This is a genomic window from Bacteroidota bacterium (genome assembly GCA_036522515.1).
Classification (GTDB): Bacteria; Bacteroidota; Ignavibacteria; order UBA10030; family SZUA-254; genus VBOC01.
In genome coordinates this window covers 54,413-80,614 of record DATDFQ010000049.1, presented here as the reverse complement: position 1 = coordinate 80,614, position 26,202 = coordinate 54,413, and the positions used below count along the sequence as shown (strand labels likewise).

Here is a 26,202-nt window from a genome sequence, read left to right as displayed (position 1 = left end):
TGGCAGACTATGGCAGAACGTAAAGTCGGGCGTGTCGTCCACCGGCGCGCTCTCTCCGATATCCTCGAGATTTTTCGCCTCGCCCCCGCCCCCGGAAGCGCGTTCCCCGAGTACAAGGCCGGCCAGTACATCGCCCTCTCCCGCGATAACTGCAGGCTGACGAAGAAAATCACCGGGCCCGGCGGAGAGACCCGGTACGCCTACGACCTGGACGATCAGGGAAATCCCAAATGGGGTTCCGTCACCCACTCCTACTCCATCTCCTCGGCCCCCTTCGAAACGCTGGAACGCGGCGATCTCGAGTTCTATGTGGTGCTCGAGATGATCGAGACCGGAACACCGGGGAGACTCTCCGAGTCGCTCTTCAAGATCGATCCGGAGGTGGACAACAAGCTTTCCTACGTGAATAAGATCACCGGAGAGTTCACGCTTGAGAAGAGGGCGTCGGGTTTCCAAAACGTGGTGATGGTCGGGACCGGGACCGGCCTGGCTCCCTTCGCATCGATGATCAAGCAGCTCGATTTTGAGGCCCGCAACGGGTCAACGAGCCCCGCGAGGTTCACGCTGATCCATGCGAACCGGACGTTCGCTGAGCTGGGGTATCACGAAGAGCTCCTGGCGATCGAAGGGAGGCGGAAATTCGACTTTCTCTATCTCCCCTCGGTAAGCCGTCCGGCGCCGCGGGACGAGGGGGATCCGGCCCTCGGAAAGGGCCGGGCGAACAACGTGCTCAGAAGCATCCTCGGGATGTCCCTCAAGGAGGAACAGGACCTTCAGGAAGCGATTGCCGCCGGCGGGGATCCGTCCGCGGCACGGGCGGCCCTTGCAAAAACGGTGAGACCGGTCCTGCCGAAACACATCGCGCGGGAGCGGGTTCTCGACCGGATGGACGCGGAACGGACCGTGATCATCACCTGCGGAAGTCCCGGAGTCATGGAGGACATCAAAGTGATCGCGGATGCGAACCGTATCAGGTTCGAAAAGGAAGACTGGTAACCGTTCAGTTTTTCAGGCCGAGGTCCGAGGCGAGACCGAGGATGCACTCCCGGCAGAAGCGCAGCTGCCTGTAATCCCCCACCTGCCGCTCCACCAGAAGATGTGTTTCGAACGGCCGGAGGCAGAGAGAACATTTTTGCATATCGGGGCCCGTTTGCGGCGCTCTTCTTCTTCCGAACATCCTGAATCCCGCAAACGCGATCGCAGTCATGAGCACAAGAAAGGCGACTGCAAGGATGGTCACTGCCATGGCAGGCTCCCGGTTCCCCCCGGTCCCTAGCGCTTCACGCTGACCGAGACCCCGTCACGAAGGGGAATGATCGTCGAAAACAGGTCGCGCGAGGAATAAATCAGCCGGTTGTAGGTGAGTATGCCGGCCGTATCCCGGTCGGGCTTTTGGTTGAGGACCTTCCCGCTCCAGAGGACGTTGTCGCTGATCAGGAGTCCCCCTTTCCGGAGGCGGGGGAGGGCTTTCCGGAACGCCCTGGGATACTGATGCTTGTCGATGTCGTTGAAGATGATATCGAACTGCCCCTCGACCTTGTCGATGAGCGTGAGCGCGTCTCCCACCAGGAACGTGATCTTTCGGGAGAGCTTTCCGCGTCGAAAATAGATATTGGCGTGCTCGGCGTTCGCTTCGCTCCCCTCGGTGCAAATCACGCGGCCGCCGCCCGGGAGGGCCTTCGCGAACCAGTACGCCGAATATCCGAATCCGGAGCCGAGCTCGAGGATCCTCGCCGCCCTCGTCGACTGGGCCAGCATGAAGAGGAGCCTTCCCACCAGCGGTCCCACGATCGGAAACTTTCTCGCCAGCGCGTACTGTTCCATATCTTCGAGGACTTCATCCCGGTCCGGGGTGACGTTCAGGAGATACTCGGCGATGTTCGCATTGACGATATCCATTCCCGAAATATAGAAAGTTTCTCCCGAAAGTCCAATGCCCTCGGGCGGAAGTGGTGTCTCAATTTGGCCGAACGTCTCTCCAACTCGTCATGCTGACATGCTCCTGGTCAGCATCTTTCAACTCTTTTATAAAGATCCCGACCTAAAACATGTCGGGATGACGAGAGAAGGTGAAACTGCGGCACTACGCCGCGCGGGCCGTGCTTTTGCATCTTTCCCGTATTTTCCTATTATGTAGTCGGGCGATGTCCGTCGCTCCCCGGCAATTCCGCGTATCGCCACAACCGCCACATTCGATTGAAGAGAATGAACCGCACCGATGCATTGGCCCTTCTTAAAGAGTACACGAAGAGCGACGCCCTCCTGAAGCACATGTACGCCGTCGAGGCGGCGATGCGCGCCTACGCGAAAAAAGAGCATGCAGACGAGGAGCAATGGGCGATCGCCGGACTCCTGCACGATTTCGATTATGAACTCTACCCGAACGCGCCGGACCATCCCCTGAAAGGGTCGGCGATCCTCGCCGAAAAGGGATATCCGGAGGACGTCCGGCAGGCGATTCTCGGCCATGCCTCCTATACCGGCGTTCCCCGGGAGAGCAGGATGGCAAAAGCCCTCTTCGCGTGCGATGAGTTGTGCGGATTCGTGATGGCCTGCTCGGTGATCCGGCCGAACAAGATCGCCGACCTGGAAGTCTCGTCGGTGAAAAAGAAATTGAAAGACAAGGGGTTCGCACGCAACGTCAGCAGGGACGACATTACGAAGGGCTGCGAGGAATTCGGGGTCCCGCTCGACGAACACATCCGCTTCGTGATCGACGCGATGAAGTCGATCTCCGGCGATCTGGGGCTTTAATGGAGCCCGATCTTTCCCGCGACGAGATTCTCCGGTACAGCCGGCACCTGCTCATGCCTGAAGTCGGGCTCGCCGGCCAGAAGAAACTGAAGGCTGCCAGGGTCCTGATGATCGGAGCCGGAGGCCTGGGATCTCCGCTCGGACTCTATCTCGCCGCGGCTGGAGTCGGGACGATCGGAATCGTCGACTCCGACGTCGTGGATGCGACCAATCTCCAGCGGCAACTTCTTCACTCCACGGCCGATATCGGCCGCCCGAAAATCGACTCTGCGAAGGAACGGCTCTCCGGACTCAACCCCCACCTCCGGATCGAGACCTACCGTGCGCGCCTGGCGTCCGACAACGCGCTTGACATCCTGCGTCAATATGACCTGATCGTCGACGGGACTGATAATTTCCCGACCCGGTACCTGGTCAACGACGCGTGCGTCCTCCTGGGAAAGCCGAATGTCTACGGAAGCATCTTCCGCTTCGAAGGTCAGGTGAGCGTCTTCGATGCGAAGACCGGTCCCTGCTACCGGTGTCTCTATCCCGAACCGCCGCCCCCCGGACTCGTTCCGAGCTGCGCAGAGGGGGGAGTGCTCGGCGTGTTGCCGGGGGTGATCGGATCGCTCCAGGCGCTCGAGGCGATCAAGCTGATTCTCGGCAGGGGGAATCCGCTGACCGGACGATTGCTCCTCTTCGACGGACTGGGGCTTACCTTCAGGGAGCTGAAGGTGAAAAAAGATCCGGGATGCCCGGTCTGCGGCGAACACCCGACGATCCACGAGTTGATCGATTACGAACAGTTCTGCGGGAGCGGCATCGAATCGGAGGAAGGCGGCGCCGGCGATCAGTTCCGGATTTCGCCCGAAGAACTCAAGGAGCGCCTCGACCGGAGGGAGGATCTCTTTATTCTCGACGTCCGCGAACCGCACGAACGGGAGATTGCGAATCTGGGAGGCACGCTGATTCCGCTCAATGACTTGCCCGCGCGGATCCACGAACTCGACTCCGCGCGCGAGATCGTGGTTTACTGCAAAATGGGGAGCCGGAGCGGCAAGGCGGTTGAATTCCTCCGGAGCGCCGGATTTCGAAAGGTGAAAAACCTGGCCGGGGGGATCGACGCCTGGGCGGAGCGCATCGATCCCGCGATGGCCCGCTACTGACCACTTCCTTCCCGCAGCGCTCCATGCGGGATGGACCGCCTCCTTATTTCGAGAGTATCATTTTCCTGACTTCCCGCAGGTTTCCCGACTGGAGCCGGTAATAGTAGACTCCGCTTGGCTCGCCGCTTGCGTCCCACGTGACGGAATATGATCCACGGCGGAGGGGTTGACGCACGAGCGCCGAAATCTCCCTTCCGAGCAGATCATACACCGTGAGATTCACAAATCCGGGCTCCGAAATTTGAAAGTTGAAGTTCGTCGAAGGATTGAATGGATTGGGGTAGTTTTGCTCCAATGCGAACTTCGCGGGGAGCGGTGCACCGGTCTCTCGCACTCCCGTAATCTGCGAGAGCGGCCTCTTCCACACCCCGAGGTAGCTCCCGTACAGATCCGTTCCGACCACCGCAAGCTGGTTGACCGTTGAGAGACCGGGGAGCCCGTCGCTGACGGGAGACCAGTTCGCTCCATCGTCGCTGGAGCGATAGACTCCGTCGGCCAGCCCGTTTCCGGAGTAATTGAATCCTGCAAACACAAACTGGCCGACAGAGAGGAGCGCGGCGCACCAGCTTCCCGCGGGAACCCCATTACTCGAGGGCGACCAATGCGCCCCGTTATCGCTCGACTTGTAAATCGAGCTGGTGGAGAAGAGTCCGACAAACAATGTTGAGCCGCTCCGCGTCACCGCGGTGACGCTTCCGCCGAACGGAGGCAGGCCTGTGCTTGCGTCCGACCATGTCGCTCCGTTATCCGTGGAATGGTAAATCCCGCTTCCGGCTCCGGCCCAGAGATCGGTGCCATCGGCATAGACGGGGCTCACTCCTCCGAAGGCCGGGAGGCCCGTGCCGGGTCCGTTCCAGCTAGCGCCGTTATCGGAAGAAACATAGACTCCTCCGAAGACGCCGGCATACACCGAACTCGTCCCGGAGGCGAGGGCGCCGACAAGGAGTGAGAACCCGCTCAGGCCGTTGTTCATCGGCGCCCAGCTCGCGCCATTATCGCCGGACCGGAGGATCCCTGAACCTGAGCCGGCAAAGAGATAGGAATCATGCGCCGTCATGGCGTCGACGCCCGTGTTCCCCGGAACGCCGTTGTTCGCCACCGTCCAGGTCGCACCTCCGTCGTCGGTCCTGGCGATACCTCCCGAATGCCCCGCGAAGAGTGTCGTTCCGCTTGCCGCGAGCGCAAGGGCATTGACATTCCTCAGGCCCGAATTGGACGGAAACCAATGGCCTCCATCGTTGGTGCTCGCATAGATGCCTGCAGCGTTCGCATAGAAGACCTTCCCGGTCCCGAAACCGATCGCGCCCCCGATCGTCGAGTACAAGTCCGATTTGACCGAAACCCACGACGCTCCGTCGTTTGTCGACCGGTAGACGACACCTGTGTCGGTTCCGGAATACGCACCGGGGACTTGCGCGTAGAGCACCGTTCCATTGGAAGCGACCCTCGGGACCTGGGCCCTTGGATTCATTCCTGCCGCACTCTGACTCCATGTCGACCCGGCATTCGTGGAGACGAAGAGTGCCGAGTCGGATGAACCCGCAAAGATCTTTGAGCCGTGGACGGCAAGGCTGTTTACGGTGTGCCCGGTGCCGAACGCGGTGCCGGTGCCGAACTGCGCCCATGTCTTGCCGCTGTCGTTCGATGCCCACACCCTTTTGCCCCCGAGGCCGGCAAGAAGCTTCGTCCCGACGGTGGCGATTGTCAGAACAATATTATTTGAGGGTGGAAAGCCGGTGGCCGCCGTCCAGCTTGTGCCGTCATCGGTGGAACGGTAGATGCCGTAGACATTCGTCCCTGCGATGACGATATTCCCGATGACCCCCAACGACAGGACTTGCGCCGGCACAGTCGCGCCCGTCCAGGAGTCGCCGTTGTCGGTCGATCGATAGACCCTGTCGAGCGATGCCGCAAAGAGATTTGACCCCGACCGGATGACGGCGACCGGGCTCGCTGCGGCGTCCATCCCGGCGGACGACTCGGTCCACGAAGCGCCGTTATCGCCCGAGCGGTAAAATCCGTTTCCCCCGGCGAAGATGCGGCCGCTCGAAGGATCGTTAAAGATCACGGAAACTGATCCCCCCTCGGGCCCGTTCGTTTTCGTCCACTGGGCGGCGAGGTGTCCGGTGAGACAGAGGATAAACATCAGCATAACAAGGTGCTTCATGGAATCGCTCCTTTTGGAAGAAACTTATTTGGTGAGCAGCATTTTCCTGACGGCACTGGACGGCCCCTGCTCGAGGCGGTAATAATAGACCCCGGTGGAAAGGGCGCCCGCGTTCCAATCAGCCTGATAGGTCCCGGCGTGGAGTTGTTCGTGCACCAGCGTTGCGACTTCCCGTCCCAGCACGTCAACGACCGAGAGCTTCACGAATCCCGGTTCCGCCAACCGGAACCTGAACCTGGTCGAAGGATTGAACGGGTTCGGATAGTTCTGCTCGAGCGAGAAATTCGCCGGAAGAAGCCCCGCCACCTCTTCGACTCCCGAGACATCGGAAAGCGGTCGTTTCCAGACGCTGTTGCCGCTTGTGCCGGCGAACATCCATCCATTCTGGATGGAGAGTGAGTATTGATAGTTCGAGTAGGGAAGTCCGGTGGAAATCTTGGTCCAGGAGGTGCCGAGATTTGTGCTGATGAAGATCCCGTTATTCGGGCTGCACGCGAAGAGATTGTTCCCCAGACCGAGCAGCTGGGAAGTCGCGCCGCTTGAGGGAAGGGCCGTCACCTTCGACCAGTGTCCTCCGGCGTCTGTCGACTTGTACACGGCGTTGGGGTAACCGCCACCTATGAACAGGTTCGATCCAACGGATGTAAACCCTGCGATCCCGAAGAACGCCGCTATTCCGGAGTCTGCTCTGATCCACGTCGCGCCATCGTCCGTCGATTTGATGATTCCCAAGCCATACGCATAGACGGTGGAGCCGACTCTTTCCAGACCTCCGAAACTCACGAACCCGGTCACAGCGGTGTCCACCTGGCTCCACGTGGCTCCCCCGTCGGTGCTCTTCTGGACTCTCCCGTCCGCCGCCAGGAGAGCGCTTCCGCTTGAAACAATCGCGCCGACGGTGCTGAACGACGAGAGTCCGCCCCCCGCCCCGGTCCAGGACGCCCCATTATCGCCCGAGCGTTCCAGCCCGGCCACCGGGTAATCGCGCTCGAGGAGAACCGGGTCGCTCACGTAGAGGGCCGTCGGCTGGCTCGACGAGTCCTTGAGATTTCCACGGACGGTAATCCAGCTGCTTCCGTCGTCCGTGGTCTTGAAGATGCTGTTCCCGTTCGCGTAGAGCGTGGCTGCGTCGGAGAGGAAATTGTTCATGTCGCGCGCTTTGAGGCGTGTATTACTGGCGACCCAGGAAGTTCCGTTATCCGTCGACTTGTACACCCCGTCTGCGATCGTCCCGGCATAGATGGCGGACCCCGCAATCTCCACCGAAGCCACGTCCTCGAACGGAAGCCCTCCGGCGAGAGGCGCCCACGACCCGCCCCCATCCGTGCTCCGGTACATATAGTAGGCCGCTGAGGCGAACATGTTTAACCCGCTCACCCTGACGCCGGATATTCCGGAGAACGAGGGGATGCCATTATCCGCCGCTGTCCAGTTGCCGCCTCCGTTCGTTGACTTATACAGATGCGTGCCGCCGGCATAGAGGGTAGTGCCATCGGAATAGAGATTGTATAAATTATATTCCGAAGGGAGTCCTGTATTCGCAATCGTCCAGGAGGCCCCCATGTCTGTCGACCGGTACATCGGCCCCAGAATGCTGTTATTGGTGGCGCTTGCCAGGAGTGTTGAGCCGACTGCGGCAATACCCTGGACTCCGGTGTTTACACCGGCGCCGGGCAGGCCTGAATTTGAGGCGGACCAGGTGGCTCCATTGTCTGTCGAGGCGAACACTCCCTTTCCCATCGTCCCGGCAAATACGTTGGCGCCGATCGTCGCCATGCAACTCACGCCGTTGGCTCCGGGCAATCCTGTCGCAGCAGTCCACGAATCGCCGTTGTCGGTGGAAAGGTAGAGTCCAACGGTACCGCTGGCCAGGAGATTTGGTCCGCTCTTGCCGATCACTGTCGTCGCCTGATAGCCCATGCCGGAGATTTTCTGTTCCCAGCTTCCGCCCCCGTCCGTGGAGCGGAAGACGCCGGCATCCTGAGTACCGGCATAGAGATTTGCGCCGTCTGCAAAGATGGCAAAGATGGCGCCCCCCTCGGGGCCGGAGGTTTGCACCCATTGGGCTTCTGCGGGGGTAACCGCGAGTGTCAGCAACAAGAGTGGAAGAAGGTGCCAAGCTTTCATAATAGATTCCTCATAGTTCGACAAGGTGACCGAAGCATTCATCCTGAAAAATAGGAATGCCCCGGGGTGTTGCAATACCCCCTTAGAGGTATTTTGGCGTTAGAAAGGGGGAAAAGGAGGAAAAACGACTAAACGAGGCCTCTTTCGAGGGCTACGCGGACGGCCAGCGCGCGGGAATGGACGTGGAGCTTGCGGTAGATATTCTTGATGTGGGTCTTCACGGTGTGGGGGCTGATCGAAAGTTTCCGGGCAAGAGTCGCGTACGTTTCGCCATGGACGAGGCCTTCGAGGAGCTCGAGCTCACGCTCTGAAAGGTTCATGTTCGACGGTTCGCGAAGCGGCGGCGGATTCTCATGTTTCCGTTCGGAAGGCGGGGAAAGAGGCCGGAAGAAGGTCAGAACCTTCCGCGCAATCGTCTGGGACATCGGCGCGCCTCCGCTTTTCAATTCCCGGATCGCTTCGACGACCGATTCCATCGGATCGTCCTTCAGGAGGTACCCCGAGGCCCCCGCCTGGATTGCCTGAAATATTTTCGGCGCATCCTCGAAGACCGTATACATCATGATTTCGATCTCCGGAAAGAGCTCCTTGATGGAGATCGTCGCCTCGATCCCTGTCATGCCCGGCATCCCGATATCCATCAGTATAATCTCGGGAAACTCGCTCGGCTTCAGACGGGGGAGGTCGTTGAGCGCGGTCGCGCCGGAGGCATATGCGGCTACGAGCTCGATATCCTCAAAAAAGGCGAGCTGCTCCTGGAGACGTTTTCGCAGCGAGGAATTGTCTTCTATGTAGGCGATTCTAATTGCCATGCTCTACAGATTCAGAATTAAACTCTTTCCGCTCAATACCCCAAACGAGGTATTTTCCGGTAGTGTTTCAATTTCACCGAACATGTCATCCTGAGGGAGCGTAGCGACCGAAGGATCTCGTTTTTCCGATCTGCAAGATCCTTCGCTTCGCTCAGGATGACAAAATAAGACACAACATATTTTTTGCGAGGGTTGTTACGCCGTTCCATCGGGATGCAGGATCGGGAGGTTGACGCGCACTTCGAATCCGCCCCCCGGAGGCGCCCCAAAGTCCGCCGTGCCGCCCAGCTCGCCGGCACGCTGCCTCATGTTATTCAATCCGTTTCCGGAGAACAGTTCCGGTTGTCCGTTTCCCGCTCCTATCCCGTTATCGGCGATGGTCATGGAGAACCTCCCGTTGGTGAGCGAGACCATGGAAATATCCACCCTGGTCGCCCCGGCGTGTTTCAGGCAGTTCGTCAGCGCCTCCTGGACGATCCGGAAGCAATTCAAGGCCTGCATCGGACTGAGAACGAAAGGCAAGTTGTCGGCGAGGCGGACGGTCAACTCGAGATCATGGCTGAAGTCAGTCTGGCGCCGCGCGTACGACTCGACAAACTCCGCGAATTGCGGCAGATTCAGACCGCCCGATTTCAAGGCCCAGATCGTCTCGCGGAGCTGGGAGATGCTCGAGCGGGCGTCCTCATGGAGCGAGGTGAGCAAACGGTCTGTCCGCTCATCCGCGGGGTGGGAATACTTTCTCACCAGGTCGAGGCCCGAGAGGATGCTGACGAGCTGCGCCCCGACGTTGTCGTGGAGATCGCGGGAGATGCGCTCGCGCTCCTCCTCCAGATGCCGCTGGTATTCCATCTCACGAAGTTTTGTCTTGAGCTTCCGGACGGAAACGTAGCGGACGGCGCCGCCGAATCCCCCGGCGACGAGCGCAACGCTCATGGCGATGAACCATCCCCGCCGCCAGAACGGGGGGAGGATGACGACCCGCATCGAGGTCCCGGCTTCGTTCCAAACTCCGTCGTTGTTCGACGCCTTCACCCTGAAGGTATAGGTCCCCGGATCGAGGTTCGTATAACGGGCCTCGCGCCGGGTGCCCGATTGCATCCATTCCCTGTCGAACCCTTCCATGGCGTAAGCATACCGGTTCCCGCCGGGATTGGTGAATTCGAGCCCTGCAAATTCGAAGGAGAAGACCGACTCGGTATACTCCAGCGTCACTTCGCGCGTCTCGCCCGGGACGAAGCCGGCCACGACCGGCTGGTCGAACTTTTTGAACCCGGTGATGACCACAGGGGGGATGACCGGATTATCGCGCACCGAGTCGGGATCGAAGACATTAAACCCGTTCACTCCGCCGAAGAAGAGGCGGCCGTCCGGCGTCTTGAAATAGCAATTCGTGTTGAACTCGAACGATTGCAGGCCGTCGCCCGGGGTGTAGTTGCGGAATCCGGGATGATCGGTCTCTTTCGGATCCATCCTCGACAAACCGCCGTTGGTGCTGATCCAGAGCCTTCCGTCCCTGCCGGTGAGGATGCCGTAAATAAAATCGTTCGGCAGTCCGTCTTTCGTATAGTATCGCTTCCAGTTTCCCGTCCGGGGGTCGAACCTGTTCAGACCGGATTCGGTCCCGATCCAGAGAGCGCCGTCTTCTCCCGGCGTGATACATTTGACGATATCGTAGCTCAGCGAGTTGGCGGCGGAAGGGTCGTGGACGTATGCCGTGAGCGTGTGCCGTCGCGGGTCGAGATGCGCCAATCCCCGGCCGGCGGTTCCGACCCAAAGAGTTCCGTCCGGAGAAGCCGTGAGGCATTTGATTTCGCCCGTAAAACCGGCTTCGGGGACCAGTGTCCCTGCAGACCGGTCGAGCGTGAAGAGTCCCGACGCTGTTCCGACCCATACGGCCCCGCCCGAATCCCGGCAGAGGGCGGTGATGATCGAATTCAACCGGTTCTTCCCGGACCCGGCGGGCCCGGGGTGCCCAATACGATCGCTCCCGGGATCCAGCTCGTCGAGCCCTTCGGCCGTCCCCACGAAGAGTGTTCCGGCGCGGTCCTCGAGAAGGGAGAGAATTGTGTTGCTTGAAATCCCGGAAGGATCTTCGGGCGTATGCAGGTAACGCCGGAGCAACTTGTACCCCCGGTCCATGACGACGAGCCCCTTGTCGTACGTCCCCGCCCAGATCGCCCCGCTCCGGTCGACCATGAGGGGCTTCAGGAAACTCTCGCCGGACCCCTCGCTGCCCGAGGAGGGGAGGAGGACGTGCTCAAACTTCTTCGGCTTCGTACTGATCCTGACGATTCCCGATCCGTCGTAACCGGCCCACAAGACCCCCGAGGGGTCCATGTACATCGAGGTGATGGTCTCAAAGCGCAGGTTTGCCTGTTCATTCACCCGCGGAGTGAACCGGGAGAACGTATGCCTGTCGCGGTCGAACAGCGTCAGACCGATATTCCGCGTCCCCACCCAGAGCCTGCCGTTGGGATCTTCGATCGCTCCCCGCACCTGGTTGTCGAATAATTTCGGCTGGGTGGAGTAGTAGAGGTGGCGGGCCGAATGTCCGGTTTTGGGATCGAACTCGAAGAGCCCGTCCCCGATGGTCCCGAACCAGAGAACCCCGCTCCTGTCTTCGTTGACCGAGATGACGAGGCTGTTGGATTGAAACGGGAGGCGTGCGGGCTCGAGCGAGTCGCGGCCCCGCGGCGCGCGGTAGATCGAATCGAAGCTCGAGATCCAGAGGGTTTCATCGGAGAGTTCGGCGAGGGGATAGACAGGATACGTGCCGCGGAGGCTCGCGAAGCTTGTCTGGATGCGCCGTGCGGTCAGGTCGAGGACGAGCGTCCCCTTCGAGGCGGCAACCCAGAGCCGGTTGGAGCGGCGCACGACCAGCCGCAAGATCCTGCCGCCCATCCACGGGTGGCGGAATTCCCCGAGGTTCTCGGGTCGCGTGAACCGGTCCGTCCCGGGATCATAGGCATTCAGCCCCCGTTCGGTCCCGATCCAGATCCTTCCCGACGGGTCCTGCGCCAGCGTCCAGACATTGTCGTCGCCCAGGCTCCCCGAGTCCTGAGGGTCGTGATGGAATACCTGAAAGTTGTATCCGTCGAACCGGTTCAAACCGTCCCCCGTTCCAAACCAGAGGAACCCCTTGTTGTCGCGCAAAATGCAGCGGACCGAACTCTGCGAGAGCCCCTGTTCGAGAGAATAGACTTCGTACTTCAGATCGGCCGACTGGGCAGGCAGGCCGGGCGGGGCGCAGATCAGAAGAAAAGCCGAAATGAACAACGCGTTCATCCCGGTCCGGTACCACCGGGGAACCGCGTCGCTGTGTTGCGCCAGATGAACGTTTGATCTCAAGCGGCTTTCCTTTCAACACAAACATAGGAAAGACGCGGCTGTCAATCAAGTCTTGGAACTCTCCGAATATTTCTCTACATTCGTGAAGTTTTTTCCGTCGCCGTTTCAACCAATGCAGGAGAAAAGACTATGTCGCGTCAACCCGCTGCCTTTGCGCTCATGCTATTACTCTTCGCGTCGACTCTCGTTGCCCAGCAGGATGACGAGGAACCGCTCCCTCCCCCGCGCCACGGCGCAGCCGCAAAACTCGGCGGCGGAGTGGGGTTCACGACGGGCTACCTCTTCATCGACCTGGATCCGCTCAACAAGGTCATCGGGAACGCGAACGGAGCGCCGTTCGATTCGAAGGGGATGGAACTCTACGGCGGGCACGGATACGGGTATATTCTGGTGATTCCGAATCTCCGCATCGGTTATATGAACATGGGCGGGACCAGGCGTTCCCTCTCGGTCCAGGGAAACACCCGCAGGTATGTCGATCTCTCGGCCGGATTCAGCGGCGCCACCTTCGAGTATGTCATTCCTGTGGTCCCCCGGCTCGATGTGGCGATCGGAGGGCTGATCGGCGGGGGGAGCCTCGAAATCAAAATGTCCAGGGATCAAGGGGATGTCAAGAGCTGGGACAACATCTGGAACGATTTCGGGACCGGCGTTGCGGCGCAGGAGTACACGCATAAGCTCGAGGGATCGTTCTTTGTCTACGAGCCCTCTTTGAACGTGGAATTCGCGCTGCTGCGTTGGCTTGGGTTCCGCGCGGGCGTGAGCTACCTCGGGATGGCCGGGAGCGATTGGAAAATCGACGACCGGTATGAATTCGTCGGAGTCCCCGATAACGTCAGCGGCAAGGGATGGATGATCAACGCCGGGGTCTTTCTCGGGACGTTCGCGTTCTAACCGTTTGTCATCCTGAGGGAGCAAAGCGACCGAAGGATCTCCGCCCACTCAGGGGTAGATCCTTCGCTACGCTCAGGATGACAGCCTAGCCAGGAGCCTGCTACTCCCGATCCCGCTTGCTCTCGCTGAACTGATCCGCCTTCCACTTCCCGAAGAGTGGCCTGAGTTTCCCGCGCTGGTACTTGCCGGTTGAGGTCACCGGAATGTCGTCGCCGAAGACGACGACCTTCGGGCACTTCTGGAACGGAAAAAACCTCCGGCAATAGTCGATTACATCCTTCTCCGACAACGGTGTAACTCCGTCGGGTTGTATGTAGGCGCCCACCTCTTCCCCGTACCAGTCGTTCTCAAAACCGACCGCAAGACCCGCCTTCACACCCGGCATCTGCATGAGCACCTCGTCGATTTCGAACGGGGAGATATTCGTGCCGCCGCGGATGATCAACTCCTTTATCCGGCCCGTGATGAAAAAAAACATCCTTCCGTCCGGGCCGGTCCGGTAAAATCCCTCGTCGCCGCTGCGGAACCAGCCGTGGGCGAACGACGACGCGTTCGCCTCCGGGTTTCCGTAGTAACACTTCATCACATTGTGTCCCCTGATGACGATTTCTCCCCTCGTTCCTTCCGGCTGTTCCACTCCGTTCCCGTCATGGATCGCCATTTCATTGGGCGGCAGGGGAACCCCGATCGAAGGGAACCCAAAGTCGTTCATCCAATGGCCGTGTTCCGCGGGAGTCAACCCGACCGGAAGGAAGCAGGAGTAGCAGGTCGTTTCCGAGAGCCCGTACCCGTGGATCACCGGGATCTTGAAACGATCCTCAAACCGCTTCGCCAGTTCCACCGTAAGCGGCCCCGCGCCGCAAATGATGTGGCGGAAATGCGAGAGGTCCTGCCCGCCGGCGCCGGGGCTTTCGCGGAGGAGGAATTGCAGCAAGGTGGGGACCACGCTCACAACATGCACCCCGGCTGCGGCGATCCTCGGGAAGAAACTCTCCGTGTGAAACTTCCGGTTTAACACAACGCTCCCGCCGTAGTACAGGGGAGTCATCAGGGTGACGACGATACCGTTGACGTGGTGAATGGGAAGGACGCACATCATCCGCTGATCGGGGGTCATCCCGTGCCATTCCGCGATCGCCCGGGCGTCGATCAGGAGATTATACTGCGTGAGGACAACCCCCTTCGGGTTTCCGGTCGTCCCGGAGGTATAGACCAGAAGGGCTTCGTCCTCCGGGCGGGCCTCTTCCTGCGGGCGGATCTCAGGGAGTTGCTTCGCGATCTCCCTGTGAAACTCGGGAAGCCCCTCGCCGGGTCCCTGCGGGCCGGGTGAGACTCTGACGATCGTCCTGATTCCAGCCGCTTCCGGGATCTTTCTCACCCGGTCCACGAACAGGTCCCTGACGAACGCGAGCTTCGCGCGGGAGTCCCGGAGGATGTAACCGATTCTTCTGTCGTCTTCGCCCACGTTGACCGGAACCGCGACGGCGCCGATCAGGAATATCGCGAAGTACTGGACCACGGTATCGAAGTGGTTGTAGGAAATCGTTGCAACCCGGTCCCCGCGGCCGATCCCAAGGCCCGCAAGATAGTTCGCCGTCCTGGCCGCCAGTCCGTAGAACTCTTCGTAAGTGTACCCCCGGCCCTTTTCATCCGGCTGATCAGGCTCATGGATGAGCCAGACCTTGCCGGGGTGCTCCCCGGCTCTTGTGCGGAGGAGCGTCCCGATATTCGCGAACGGGACGAGCCCGGCGGCGGGATTCCCGCGCGGCGAGCGCGCCTGAAGGATGAGAGGCCCGGTCTCCGGCGAATAATCGGGATCGTCGCGGCTCATTCGTACCTCCGGGTCGAACTGTAGGTGGTCCGCGGTATCACATAGACCATCTCTCCGCGGCAGCTGACGGGGTCGGCGAGGCGGTCGAACGTGACCTCGATTCGCTCGGTGACGGCCTTGCCGCCGGTTGTCGAGAACTTCACCGGGATCGTGAGCGCGGAATCGGGGAAGGAATACCACTCGATCATGCTGCTTCCCCGTGTCTCATGAAATTGATAAGGGGTATCGAAGGCCCGGAGCCCGGCACCCCCGCTCTCGTACGATACCGAGATTCTCAACGGCCGCAGTTTCGAGTTCAGCCGCAGCGTCACATCGTAGAGGGTGGCATCCCCGGATTGGCGCCGTTGTTCCTCGCGTTCGACCGAGAGCCATGTCGTATCGAACGTCGCCGACGGCCCCAGTTGGACAGCCATGGTTCCCGGGCCGGTGGTTGTGTCCTTGAGGCCGTGCGTAAAGGTGATCCCGTCGAGGTACTCCGAACTCCGGATCTTCACCTCCCGGGAATGGTTTGTACCGTCGAATCTCTCGTCTATGTGAAGGTCCCTGTACCAGTACTGGTTGAAGACCGGCTGCGCCGCCAGGTATCCCCCGAGGGCCAGAAAAAAAAGGAGAAGCATTGCCAGCATCGCGCGCGACCCGGCGGCGGTGATGAGCGGCCGGAGGCGCGGGAGGTCGCGGAGCACCGCCGCGGCCGCAAAGAGAAAGGGCACGATCAGGACGCTGAGCAATAGAATGAGACCTCCGTTGAAGGTCGCCCATGCAACCGGCCCGGCGGGAAGACCCGCTGCAACGGTCCGGAAGAGAAGCTCGTCCCATTCTGAGAAGAGGACTCGGAGGAGCCACCAGGGGGAAATTGCGGTCAGGAAGAGCTTCAACGGCGCGTTGCGGACGAGAGCGGCCGCGCTCACCAGGAAGAGGGCCGCAGCGGGCTCGACCGTGAGTTTGACTGCGAAGAGGGAGGGGGGTATCAGAAGAATCGCAAGCACGATCACAGCGCGCTTGAAGAACTGATAGGGGCATTGGGGAAGCCTCAATGTTCGCATGAGCCGGACCGAGATCCACGCACCGAGAGCCGCCGCGACCAGGGCGAGAAGCTCGTACAGGGGGATCGTGGTGAGCCACGGGTGACGGAAGCCCCGGAAGAGAGCTAGAACATCAGGCGAGAGCCAGGCGCAGGAAGCGATGATCAGCGCGGCAAGGAACATTTTCAGCGATGTCCATCGGACACGTTGTGCCGGATCGGGTGCCTCCCGCCTGCGCCGCGTGGCGACGAGCGCGATTGCCGCCAGGAGGAGCGCACATCCCTCGAACACCCGGAGCATCCAGAGGGGCACGAAGAGAGGGGTCCGGAACAGGAGGTAGAGCCAGTAGCTGCCGGTCGAACGTCGGGGGATGCCGCCGTCAAACCTGGTGATCAGCCTCGCGAAGAGGTCCCCGGTTCTCTTCATGCCGCGCGGATCGAGGTTCTCGAAATTATCCCGGGGGGTGTGAATCGGCTTGCCGACATCGGTCGAGAGGTCGATCGCCGGTATCCCGCGCTCCAGAAACGATTCATGATCCGACCCCGACCCCGCTCCGAACGCGTAGTTGAGCGAGAAGAAATGGGTTGGGTAGCGGAGATGGTCGTAGCCCAGGGAATAGAATTCCTCGACGGCAGCCCGCACGAGCCACGGCGGGGCGCTGGCGGTGTGCGAATCGGGATCGAGGTCGATCGTGCCGAGCCCGTTTGCCATATCGGCCTGAAGCATGAGGTCGATGCTGTCGAGTTCCGGGAAGGTGCCCGCAAAATGTTTCGAACCCTCCAACCCCTGTTCCTCGCCTCCAAAACAGCAGAAGACGAGCGTCGAGCGAGTGGGCCTGTGTCCGAACAACCGCGCAAGCTCAAGGACGGTTGCGCTCCCCGATCCGTCGTCGTCGGCCCCGGGAATCTCGGGACCCGCCGAATCGATATGCCCGCCGATCAGAATCATGCGTCCGGTGGCTCCGCGCTTGATCCCGACGGCGATGCCGCTGGAGGTGTTGACCCTCCCGGTGCGGTCGAACGGCATGACATAGGATATTTCACAACCCGATTCCCTGAGCGACGAAGCCGCGAATTCGAGGGCGCGGCGCTCGGCGGGGGATCCCATCGGTCTCGGGCCGATGTCGAGGACCAGGTGCCTGAGGATCCGGACGGCATTCTCCTCCGAAAATTCGGTCTGCGCGGAGAGCCCGTTCTGGAGGAGGAGCAACAGCAAGAGCCCCGCTCCAACCCTCACGCCAGATTCCTTTCGAGGAATCCGAGAACCTTGGTTTCGTACGACCTTCCCGCGACCTTCCAGGTGTCGTTGTGCGAGGCGTGCTCGACCGGGAAGAGATCCTTCTTTCCGCGCGTGTTCTCATAGAGCATGACGGAGTACTCATGGTCGATGAGGTGGTCGTTCGTTCCGTAAATGAAGAGAATCGGTATCTCGAGTTTCCGCACTGCCTCGAGCGGCGAGACGTCGCTTGCCTTGAACCTCGCGATCCGCTCGGAACGGACAATCACGAGATTCCGGAGGTAGTGGAACGGAAGCTTGAACATCCTTTTCTGGTAGTCATCGAAGATCGAGCGGAGCGTGGCGAACGAGTTCTCCGCGATCACCGCGCCGATCCGCACATCGATCGCCGCCGCCTGTATCGCGACCGCAGCGCCCATCGACGTGCCGAACGCGGCGATCTTCCCGGCCGCAACATCCTTCCGCTGCGCCAGGTAATCGATGATCTTGACGACGTCGAATTTCTCGTAAAACCCGTACGTGCAAAATTTTCCGCCGCTCCTTCCATGGCGCCTGGAATCGTAGAGAAACACGTTGAAATGGTCGTCGTGGAGGAGCCTCGCGAGCCGGAGCCCGTCGATCTTGCAGTCCGATACACCATGCAGGTAGAGCACCGTGCCCTTGACCGGGGCATCCGCTTTGATGAGCCAGCAATCGAGTTTCAACCCGGTCTCCACCTCGACGCCGATCTCTTCATATTCAAGGCGCGCCTCTCCCGGTGTCGTGGGTTGCCCGAGAGCACGATAGAATTCCGCCGAACGGCGCCGCGGCTTCAGCAGGAGGGTCGGACCGGTCATGAGCAGGAGAACGGTGGCGCTCGCGAGGAAAAGAAGGACGACTGCCCCGAGGGGCACGAGCAGGGTCATGCTCTCTTTTGGAAGGGGGAATATTTGCGTTTTCCGGCGTACTGCAAAGGAATCTGAATAATATAGGAAGCGCGTCCCCGGGATGCAACCGCATGAGATCACATCTCACGCACAATCTTCGTATATTTTCCGGAATGGGATCCAACCGAAAGGTCGCTCTCGTGCACGATTGGCTTGTCGGCATGAGGGGAGGCGAAAAAGTGCTCGAGTTGCTCTGCGAACTCTTTCCGGATGCCACCCTGTTCACTCTCGTCCACCGCCCGGGGACGGTGTCTCCCGCCATCGAGCGGTTGCCCATCAGGACGTCTTACATCCAGCGCCTGCCGTTCGGCCTCCGCCACTACAGGTATTTCCTGCCTCTCTTCCCTTCGGCCTCGCGGGGGCTCGACGCCAGAGGCTTCGATGTGGTGATATCGAGCAGCCACGCGGCGGCAAAAGGAGTGCGCGTTGGCTCCGGCGCCATACATATTTGTTATTGCCACACTCCCATGAGGTACATCTGGGATCAATATCCCAACTACTTCGGCCCGGGAAGGGCGCCCTTCGCCGTCAGGGCGGGGATGAAGCTGGTGCTCGGTTATCTTCGCCGCTGGGATGTCGAAACTGCCGGCAATGTCGGCCATTTCATCGCGAACTCGAGAAACGTGCAGGAGAGGATCAGACGGATCTACAACCGGGATGCCGCGGTCATTTATCCCCCGGTGGACCTCCGGCGATTCCCGCTCTCACGCGAGGACGAGGGGTTTTATCTGATCGTTTCCGCGCTCGTTCCGTACAAGAGGATCGATGTCGCCGTGGAGGCGTTTACGAACCTGGGGAGGCGGCTGGTGGTGGTCGGGGCGGGGCCCGAGGAGAAGAGGCTCCGGTCGCTCGCCGGAGGGAACGTGGAGTTTAAAGGGTGGGCGCCGGATGCGGAGCTGGCCGGCTACTTTGCGCGTTGCCGGGCGCTGGTCTTTCCGTCGGAGGAGGATTTCGGTATCGCGCCGGTCGAGGCGATGTCGTGCGGCAAGCCCGTCATCGCTTTCGCGGCGGGCGGTGCGCTCGAAACCGTCACCGGAACGACGGGCGTCTTTTTCGACGGGCAGAACAGCCGTTCGCTCATGGAAGCGGTCGAGCGGTTCGAGCGGATGAACTTCGACGCGGTTTCGATCCGGAACCACGCGTCCGGTTTCTCAAGAGAACTCTGCAAGAGCAGGCTTGAATCATACCTCGCCGGAGTGTGCGGGGAGGTGTGAGTTTCTTGATTTTCCATGCGAAAATATCTACTTTAGGCGAGAGAATTCTTCCGGGAAAAATTTTTGACTGATTATCGGGCCAGGGTTGCGCGGCGCTTCATCTTCCTGCTCGCGCTCCCCTTTATCTCTCTCTCCGTCTTCGCGCAGACCAAGTACCTCATTCCTCCCAGCGATTCATCCGGTCCGTTCCGCGGAATTTCAGTCCATCGCAACGAGCATGCGGGACGTCCGAAGGTGGGGCTTGTCCTCAGCGGAGGGGGAGGGAGGGGGCTCGCCCAGGTCGGCGTTCTCCGGGCGCTCGAGCGGAACCACATACCGGTCGATTTCATAGTCGGTAACAGCCTCGGCGCGGTCGTCGGGGGGCTCTATGCCGCCGGCTATTCCACGACCCAGCTGGAGAGCATCGTCACCCACACCGACTGGAGCGAGCTGCTCTCGTTTTCCGAGGATACGAAACGGACAGACCTGTTCGTCGGGCAGAAGCAGAGCGAAGAGGTGGGATACCTCCTGATCCGGTTCGACGGGCTCTCCCCGATCATCCCATCCTCGATATCGGGGGGCCAGCGGTTCTCGAACTTTTTTTCCTACCTCACCCTCCAGGCGCTCTACCATCCCGATCCCGGCTTCGACGGCCTGAAAATACCTTTTCGCGCCACCGCCACCGACCTCATCTCGGGAAAACGCGTCATACTGGACCACGGTTCGCTCTCCGAAGCGATGCGGGCCAGCGCCACGGTGCCGCTCCTCTATTCCCCCCTCGAACGCGACTCGATGGTCATGGTGGACGGAGGACTCACCTCGAACATCCCCGTCGATATCGCGCGCGCGGCGGGGTGTGACATCGTCATCGCGGTGAATTCCACGAGCTCGATGCGCAATGCCAGCCAGCTCAGCGCCCCGTGGGAGATCGCGGATCAGATCATGACGATCATGATGCAGGAGATGAACAGGAGGGAGCTGGAGCTTGCCGACGTAGTGGTGACTCCCCAGACGCGGGACAGGCTCGTGTCCGATTTTTCCGGCGTCGATTCCCTGATCGCCGCAGGCGATCTCGCCGGCGAGCGAAGCGTCCCTTCCATCCGCGAAGCGCTCCGGCGGCGGGACCGCCACGTCTCCGCGCTCTCCGCGCTACCGTTCCCGTCGGCCCGCATCCGCATCCTGGGCGACTCGCTCCCGGCCGCTCTGGACCGGGATCTGGCGCAGGAAACGGACGACCATACGCTCTCGCCCCACGGCGTGGAAGAGTATGTCAACAGCCTTGCCGCGTTGGGCCGGTACGAGCGCGTCTATGCGGAAGTCACCGCAGACGCAACCCCCGCGATCGTGGAATTTCATCTGAAGAGTTACCCGCCTCTCCGGAACTTCGAATTTTCGGGGAACCGGGGGGTGAGCGATGAATCGATCATGGCCGAGCTCTCTCCGCTCCTGGGAAAGCCCGTCGACGCCGGCCTGATCCAGCAATCACTCGAGCGGATCGTCGCGATGTACCGGGGAAAAGGATATTCCCTGGCCCGGATCGATTCCGTTTTGATCGATACCGCCCGGGCGGTCCTGAGCTTCACTATTAAAGAGGGCGCCATCGCCCAGATCAGGTTTGAAGGGAATGAACGAACCCGCGATTATGTCATACGCCGGGAGTTCCCTCTCGACGAAGGGGACATTTTTAAGATAGAAACGGCCTATCAGGGGATCGTCAACATCAAGAGCACCGGATTGTTCGATTATGTCCTGCTCGACGTCCGGTACAGCGGCAACAAGCCCGTCATCGTCCTGAAGGTCAAGGAGAAAAGCTCCTCGATCGTCCGCCTCGGGCTCCATGCGGACAACGAGCACAGCCTCGTCGGCACGGTCGACATCCGGGATGCGAACTCCCGCGGGGCGGGGGAGGACCTCAGCATCACGATGCGGTACGGCTTCCGCGACCGGGGGGCCCGGATGGCGTACACGATCAGCAGAATCTTCAACACCTACTTCACGTTTAACACGGGAGTCTACTTCACTTCGAGGGATGTGATCACCTACCGGGACGATCCGGCGCTCCGGTCCGGGGATTGGGACCGGATTGAAAACGGCAGGTTCAAGGAGAGCAAGTATGGCTGGATCATGGACTTCGGAAGCCAGTTCGAGCGGTTCGGCGACGTCAATGCGGAGCTGCGCGTTGAAAACCAGCAGATCAGCGCGATCAGCGGAGAGGGATACACGCCCGAGCGATACCGTTTCGTTTCGTTGAAGCTGAGGAGCATCGTCGACACGGAAGACAAATTTCTTTTTCCGACCTCGGGGATGTTTCTTGCCCTCTCCTATGAGACGGCGATCAGGAATCTCGGGAGCGAGGTCGGATTCGGAAAGGTGGAGGCGACCTACGAAACGTTTTTCACCTTCCTCCCCCGGCACACGCTCCGCCCCCGCGTGACATTCGGCTTTGCGGATGCGACGCTCCCGATCGCGGAACAGTACACGCTGGGCGGGTTCCGTTCCATGCTCGGGCTCCGCGAAGACGACAGCTACGGCAGGCAGCTTTTCCTGGTGAACATGGAATACCGGTTCTCTCTTCCGTTCAGGGTCATCTTCGATACCTATTTCAAGGCCCGGTACGATCTCGGCACCATTTCGCTGATTCCCGAGGAGTTGAAGATCAACAGCTTCCGCCACGGACTCGGGGGTGAAATAGCGCTCGATACGCCCCTCGGGGAAGCGGCATTCGGAGCGGGACTCAGCTTTTATGTAAAACCCGGAACGCCAAACTCTTCGATGAGCTTCGGTCCGGTCCTCCTCTACTTTTCGATCGGGCCGCCCCTCTGATCTCCGGGAAGGGATCGAACCCGCTGACCCCAGCAGTGACGGAAGGCTGACCGGTCCAACCAACGTGCTCACAGAACATCAGAAAAAAGCGCTCGGGTACACCTCGCATTTGTCGGTGACGGCGAATGCGGGTGCCGGGAAGACGACCGTTCTGGTCCGCCGGTTCATTGAAATCCTGCTGGAGACGGGGGAGCCGATCAGCAGGCTGGTTGCGATCACCTTCACAGAAAACGCCGCCGGCCAGCTGCGAAGGAGGATCGCCGAGGTCATCGATGCGCGGATCAAGGGGGAAGCCACGCCCGGGCGGATGCAAATCCTCGAGCGCGCACGGGAGGAGCTCTCGTCGGCGAATATCGGGACCATCCACTCGTTCTGCGCGCAACTGTTGAGGGAATATCCGGTGGAGGCCGGAGTGGACGCGGCATTCAGCGTGATCGAGGGAGTCGACCGGGAAATCCTCCTGCACGATGTCCTTCGGGAGACGCTGGAATCGTTTCTCACGAAGGAGGAGGGGGGCCGGGGGGCGGAAGAATTCGAGGAAACGGTCCGGCTCCTTGGCCGGAAACGGATCTTCCGCTACCTCGAGGCTTGGCTGGGGAAGAGGGAGGTGATCGACCGGATGGTCCGTCCCGGGGGGTGCCTTTCGGAAGACCATTCCGACGAGGAGGTGCTCGCCCGTCACCGGACGTCGGTCGAAGCCGCCGTGCGGGATTCGCTGGAAGACCCTTCCTGGCGGGAGGCGCTCGGGAGATTGCTCTTCTCCTCTCCCGGCAAGAAGGTGGGTGAGGCCGCCGCCAGACTCTCCCGCTGGGGAACGCTCCATTCGATGGAGGAACGAGTCGCGTGGTACCGCGAACTTTCCCCGCTCCTCTTCACGAGCACCGGCTCGCTTCGGAAGGCGGTGGTCGAACCGGTGGAGGGTTCTCCGCAATCGGAGAAAGATATCGCCTTACTCGCCCGGCATCGGGAGGGGCTGGCGGCTCTTCTCGATGCCGTGTCGGACCCCGCGGCGGCGGATGGAGAGGCGGTCCTGTTACGGTGCGTCCGGGTGCTGTTGAGGGTCTATCGCCGGACGCTCGAATCCTACTCGAGGAGAAAAGACGAATTCGGACAAGTCGATTTCGACGATCTGCAGATCAGGGTGCGCGATCTTCTGCAGCGGGAGGAGATCCGGAAGCAGGTCGCGGCGAAATTCCGGTTCATCATGATCGACGAATACCAGGATACCGACCAGCTCCAGTTTGACATCATCAGGCTGCTGATCTCCGATTTCAAATCGGGAAACCTTTTCATCGTCGGAGACCCGAAGCAATCGATCTTCAGCTTCCGGAACGCGGAAGTAAGGATATTCGATGAAACCCGGCTCGCGATCGAGGCGGCTTCGGGCGGGGGAGAGGGGGCAAGCAGCATCTCCCTGGCGGAGAGTTTCCGGTTGCTGATCGGCCCGCTCGATTTCATCAACCGGGTCTTCTTCCGTCCCTCGGAAGGAACGCGCTCCCCCTTCGAGCCGGGGGGGGAGGAATTGGTCCGTGGGCGTCCGAACTCCGCCGAGGGGAGAGTCGAGCTGCTTCTCGTGCCGGCGGAGCCGGAGAGCGAAGAAAGCGCGTCTTCCCTCGCCATCGAGTGCGGGATGGTGGCGCAGCGGATCGCGGAGCTGGCCGCCTCGGGTTACCCGGTCTTCGATCCCCGGAGCGAAACCCCGAGGCCGTTGCAGTTTCACGACGTGGCCGTTCTGCTCCGGGGCCGCACGCACCTTGCCGAGCTCGAACGCGCTCTCATCGGGCAGAAGATTCCCTATGTTCTCTCGGGAGGGATCGGGTTCTATCAGACGCAGGAGATTCTCGACTTTCTCTCCTTTTTCAAGTTTTTATTGAACCGGGAGGACGACGTCGCCCTCGCGGCCCTTCTCCGGTCTCCCTTTTTCTCGATCTCCGACGCCTCTTTGTACGAGATTTCGCGTGAGCGGCCTCCGACTCTCTGGGCCAAGGCGAGGCGGTATGCGGCAGGGAGAAAGGACACCGGGTTGCTCCGGGCGATCGGCATTCTCTCCCGGGTTCTGGAGCTCGCCAACAGGCTCCCGATACCCTTTCTTGTCCAACACATCATGCTCCAGACCGGCTGGCACGGAATCGTTTCCGGACTCCCTTTCGGGGGCCAGCATGTCGCCAATGTTCAAAAGCTCCTTCGGATCGCGCGGGATTTCGAGGGGAAGGGATTCCATTCGCTCTTCGATTTTGTCGAACGGCTGAAAATTCTCACCGAGCGCGAGCCACGGGAGGGGCAGGCCGTCCCGGAACTCGACGAGAATTGCGTTCAGGTGATGACCGTCCACGGCTCAAAAGGGCTGGAATTTCCCGTCGCCTTCCTTCCATTCCTTGACCAGAAATTCCGGTACGACACTCCTCCCTACATGGATGCTTCCGCGGGGATAGCGTTCGCAGCCCCCCATCCGTCGAAGCCGGGAGAGACGATCCGGACCCCCTTTCTCGAGGTGTTGAAGCGCGCGAGCGATTCAAATCGCGAGGCGGAGGAGAAAAGGATCTTCTACGTGGCCTGCACCCGGGCCCGGGACCTTCTCGTCCTTTCCGGGCGGGTACCGGAGGCCTCACGGCAGCGATCATCCCTCCGGTGGGTCCTGGATGCCGTGGGGATGGGCGGCGAGCCGCTCCGGAGCGGAGATCTCATCCTGCCCGAAGCTCCGGTCAGGATCATCGACTGGGATGACCGCGGCGGAAAGGCGGGGAGCATCATGCATCCGTTGCGCGTATCGGTGGCCACCCCCGATCGGCTCCCGGAGGAGATGAGACTGGCGACTGTTGCCGGGAAGCCGAATCCCGCGCCTTCCGAATTGTGGCCCGAATTGCTGATAGAGCCGGTCACGGGGCGGGCACGCGGCGAGTTTTTCTCCGCCACTCAGATCAGGATCTTTCTCGAGTGTCCCACCAAGTACTTCCTCAGATATGTTCTCGGCCTTCCGGAAGTGAACACCCTCCCCCGGCACCCGGACATCGATCAGGATCTGGATGAAACGGGCGACGGGGAACTCGAAGGGTCTCTCACACACCGAATACTGAAAGACCTCTCCACGCCGGTCGCGGAGAGGGAGGTCGAAGAGAGCGCACGTGCGGTAATCTATGCCGGCAACATGCCGGAAGAAGTGGACCGGGAGGCGAGAGTCGCCGCAATTGTCGGAAACGTGATGAATTTTGTCCGTTCACCCTTCGGGACGGAGGTCCTCAAGTCTCCCGAGTCGAGGACCGAGCTCCCTGTCAGCGCCGTGTTCGAGGACGATTATTTGACCGGCACGATCGATCGACTTTACAGGACCGCGGCGGGAAAATGGAATCTTCTCGACTACAAGACAGAGAGGGTTTCCGGCGGGGAGATACGCGAGCGTGCGGAATTGTACAAGCCGCAGCTGGCCCTTTATGCGTGGTTGATTCACCGTGTCTACGGCGAAGCGGAGGTTCGGGGAACAGTCGTTTTCCTGCGGCATCCCGATTCGCCCGTTCACTTCACCTTTGGAGAAGCCGAACTGACCAGTTTTGAAGAGGTACTCCGGGGCTGCATCAACCGCATCAAAGCAGGAAACTTCGAAAGGAGAATCGAGCTTTGCCGGAGTTGCACGTACTATGAGGGGGGAAAATGTCTTATCCCGGAGCACACTTCGATTCGATAGGCCCCACCCGGCCGGATTCCCGGCCTACCCGTCAGAATTAACCTCTTTCAGCGGATGTGGACATCCTGTTGACATGCCTCTGAAAACGGTGATTTTCCACGCTTTCGGGCTTGAAAATCTGTGGAAAACCGTGATTGACTGAATTGACATGGTCTTTGTGAACTTACCTCAAGCCTTCCTTAAAAAACATCTTGCATCTTATTATATAATTGCTTAAGATTTAACCGTTTCGCAGGTTCTAT

The 26,202-nt window shown here is 60.5% G+C and carries 16 protein-coding genes; 7 read left to right on the top strand and 9 right to left on the bottom strand.

The window, feature by feature from the left end; translation table 11 throughout:
* Window positions 1-9: 9 nt before the first annotated feature.
* Window positions 10-996 (top strand): hypothetical protein, encoded by a 987-nt coding sequence (locus VI215_09220; protein ID HEY6192487.1) that lies wholly within the window; start codon window positions 10-12, stop codon window positions 994-996.
* Window positions 997-1,000: 4 nt separating this feature from the next.
* On the opposite strand, the gene VI215_09215 is transcribed toward VI215_09220, so the two are convergent.
* Window positions 1,001-1,246 carry a hypothetical protein gene (locus VI215_09215; GenBank protein ID HEY6192486.1) on the bottom strand — a complete coding sequence of 82 codons (246 nt, stop codon included), beginning with the start codon at window positions 1,244-1,246 and terminating at the stop codon, window positions 1,001-1,003.
* A gap of 26 nt (window positions 1,247-1,272) precedes the next feature.
* Complete coding sequence (locus VI215_09210; GenBank protein ID HEY6192485.1) at window positions 1,273-1,899, bottom strand: O-methyltransferase; 627 nt, start codon at window positions 1,897-1,899, stop codon at window positions 1,273-1,275.
* 306 nt (window positions 1,900-2,205) lie between these two features.
* Here VI215_09210 and VI215_09205 point away from each other — a divergent pair, with 306 nt between their 5' ends.
* Complete coding sequence (locus VI215_09205; protein HEY6192484.1) at window positions 2,206-2,754, top strand: HD domain-containing protein; 549 nt, start codon at window positions 2,206-2,208, stop codon at window positions 2,752-2,754.
* A complete protein-coding gene (gene moeB, locus VI215_09200; GenBank protein HEY6192483.1) occupies window positions 2,754-3,902 on the top strand; it encodes a molybdopterin-synthase adenylyltransferase MoeB in 1,149 nt (382 codons plus the stop codon). The genes VI215_09205 and moeB overlap by 1 nt, the downstream gene beginning before the upstream one ends.
* Before the next feature lie 43 nt (window positions 3,903-3,945).
* Here the strand turns inward: moeB and VI215_09195 are convergent, their stop codons facing one another.
* The 4 genes from VI215_09195 to VI215_09180 form a co-directional block, all read right to left on the bottom strand.
* Window positions 3,946-6,069 (bottom strand): T9SS type A sorting domain-containing protein, encoded by a 2,124-nt coding sequence (locus tag VI215_09195; GenBank protein HEY6192482.1) that lies wholly within the window; start codon window positions 6,067-6,069, stop codon window positions 3,946-3,948.
* A 24-nt stretch (window positions 6,070-6,093) separates the two neighbouring features.
* Complete coding sequence (locus VI215_09190; protein HEY6192481.1) at window positions 6,094-8,196, bottom strand: T9SS type A sorting domain-containing protein; 2,103 nt, start codon at window positions 8,194-8,196, stop codon at window positions 6,094-6,096.
* A gap of 128 nt (window positions 8,197-8,324) precedes the next feature.
* On the bottom strand, window positions 8,325-9,008 hold the full coding sequence (locus tag VI215_09185; protein ID HEY6192480.1) for a response regulator transcription factor: 684 nt from the start codon (window positions 9,006-9,008) through the stop codon (window positions 8,325-8,327).
* Between the two features lie 195 nt (window positions 9,009-9,203).
* Window positions 9,204-12,356 (bottom strand): two-component regulator propeller domain-containing protein, encoded by a 3,153-nt coding sequence (locus VI215_09180; protein ID HEY6192479.1) that lies wholly within the window; start codon window positions 12,354-12,356, stop codon window positions 9,204-9,206.
* A gap of 129 nt (window positions 12,357-12,485) precedes the next feature.
* Here VI215_09180 and VI215_09175 point away from each other — a divergent pair, with 129 nt between their 5' ends.
* Entirely contained in the window at window positions 12,486-13,250 is a 765-nt protein-coding gene (locus tag VI215_09175) for a hypothetical protein (GenBank protein ID HEY6192478.1), read from the top strand.
* Window positions 13,251-13,350: 100 nt separating this feature from the next.
* Here the strand turns inward: VI215_09175 and VI215_09170 are convergent, their stop codons facing one another.
* The 3 genes from VI215_09170 to VI215_09160 are packed head-to-tail and all read right to left on the bottom strand — an operon-like array spanning window position 13,351 to window position 18,244.
* Entirely contained in the window at window positions 13,351-15,081 is a 1,731-nt protein-coding gene (locus VI215_09170) for a class I adenylate-forming enzyme family protein (protein ID HEY6192477.1), read from the bottom strand.
* Window positions 15,078-17,318 carry a M28 family metallopeptidase gene (locus tag VI215_09165; GenBank protein ID HEY6192476.1) on the bottom strand — a complete coding sequence of 747 codons (2,241 nt, stop codon included), beginning with the start codon at window positions 17,316-17,318 and terminating at the stop codon, window positions 15,078-15,080. The genes VI215_09170 and VI215_09165 overlap by 4 nt, the downstream gene beginning before the upstream one ends.
* A gap of 17 nt (window positions 17,319-17,335) precedes the next feature.
* Window positions 17,336-18,244: an alpha/beta hydrolase gene (locus tag VI215_09160; protein ID HEY6192475.1), complete on the bottom strand. Its 909-nt coding sequence runs from the start codon at window positions 18,242-18,244 to the stop codon at window positions 17,336-17,338.
* 134 nt (window positions 18,245-18,378) lie between these two features.
* Between VI215_09160 and VI215_09155 the strand changes: the two genes are divergently transcribed.
* From VI215_09155 to VI215_09145, 3 genes are all read left to right on the top strand, one after another.
* Window positions 18,379-19,479, top strand: a complete 1,101-nt coding sequence (locus tag VI215_09155) for a glycosyltransferase (protein ID HEY6192474.1) — start codon at window positions 18,379-18,381, stop codon at window positions 19,477-19,479.
* Window positions 19,480-19,542: 63 nt separating this feature from the next.
* Window positions 19,543-22,281, top strand: a complete 2,739-nt coding sequence (locus VI215_09150; GenBank protein ID HEY6192473.1) for a patatin-like phospholipase family protein — start codon at window positions 19,543-19,545, stop codon at window positions 22,279-22,281.
* Between the two features lie 64 nt (window positions 22,282-22,345).
* Window positions 22,346-25,960, top strand: a complete 3,615-nt coding sequence (locus tag VI215_09145) for a UvrD-helicase domain-containing protein (GenBank protein HEY6192472.1) — start codon at window positions 22,346-22,348, stop codon at window positions 25,958-25,960.
* The last annotated feature ends 242 nt before the right edge of the window (window positions 25,961-26,202 follow it).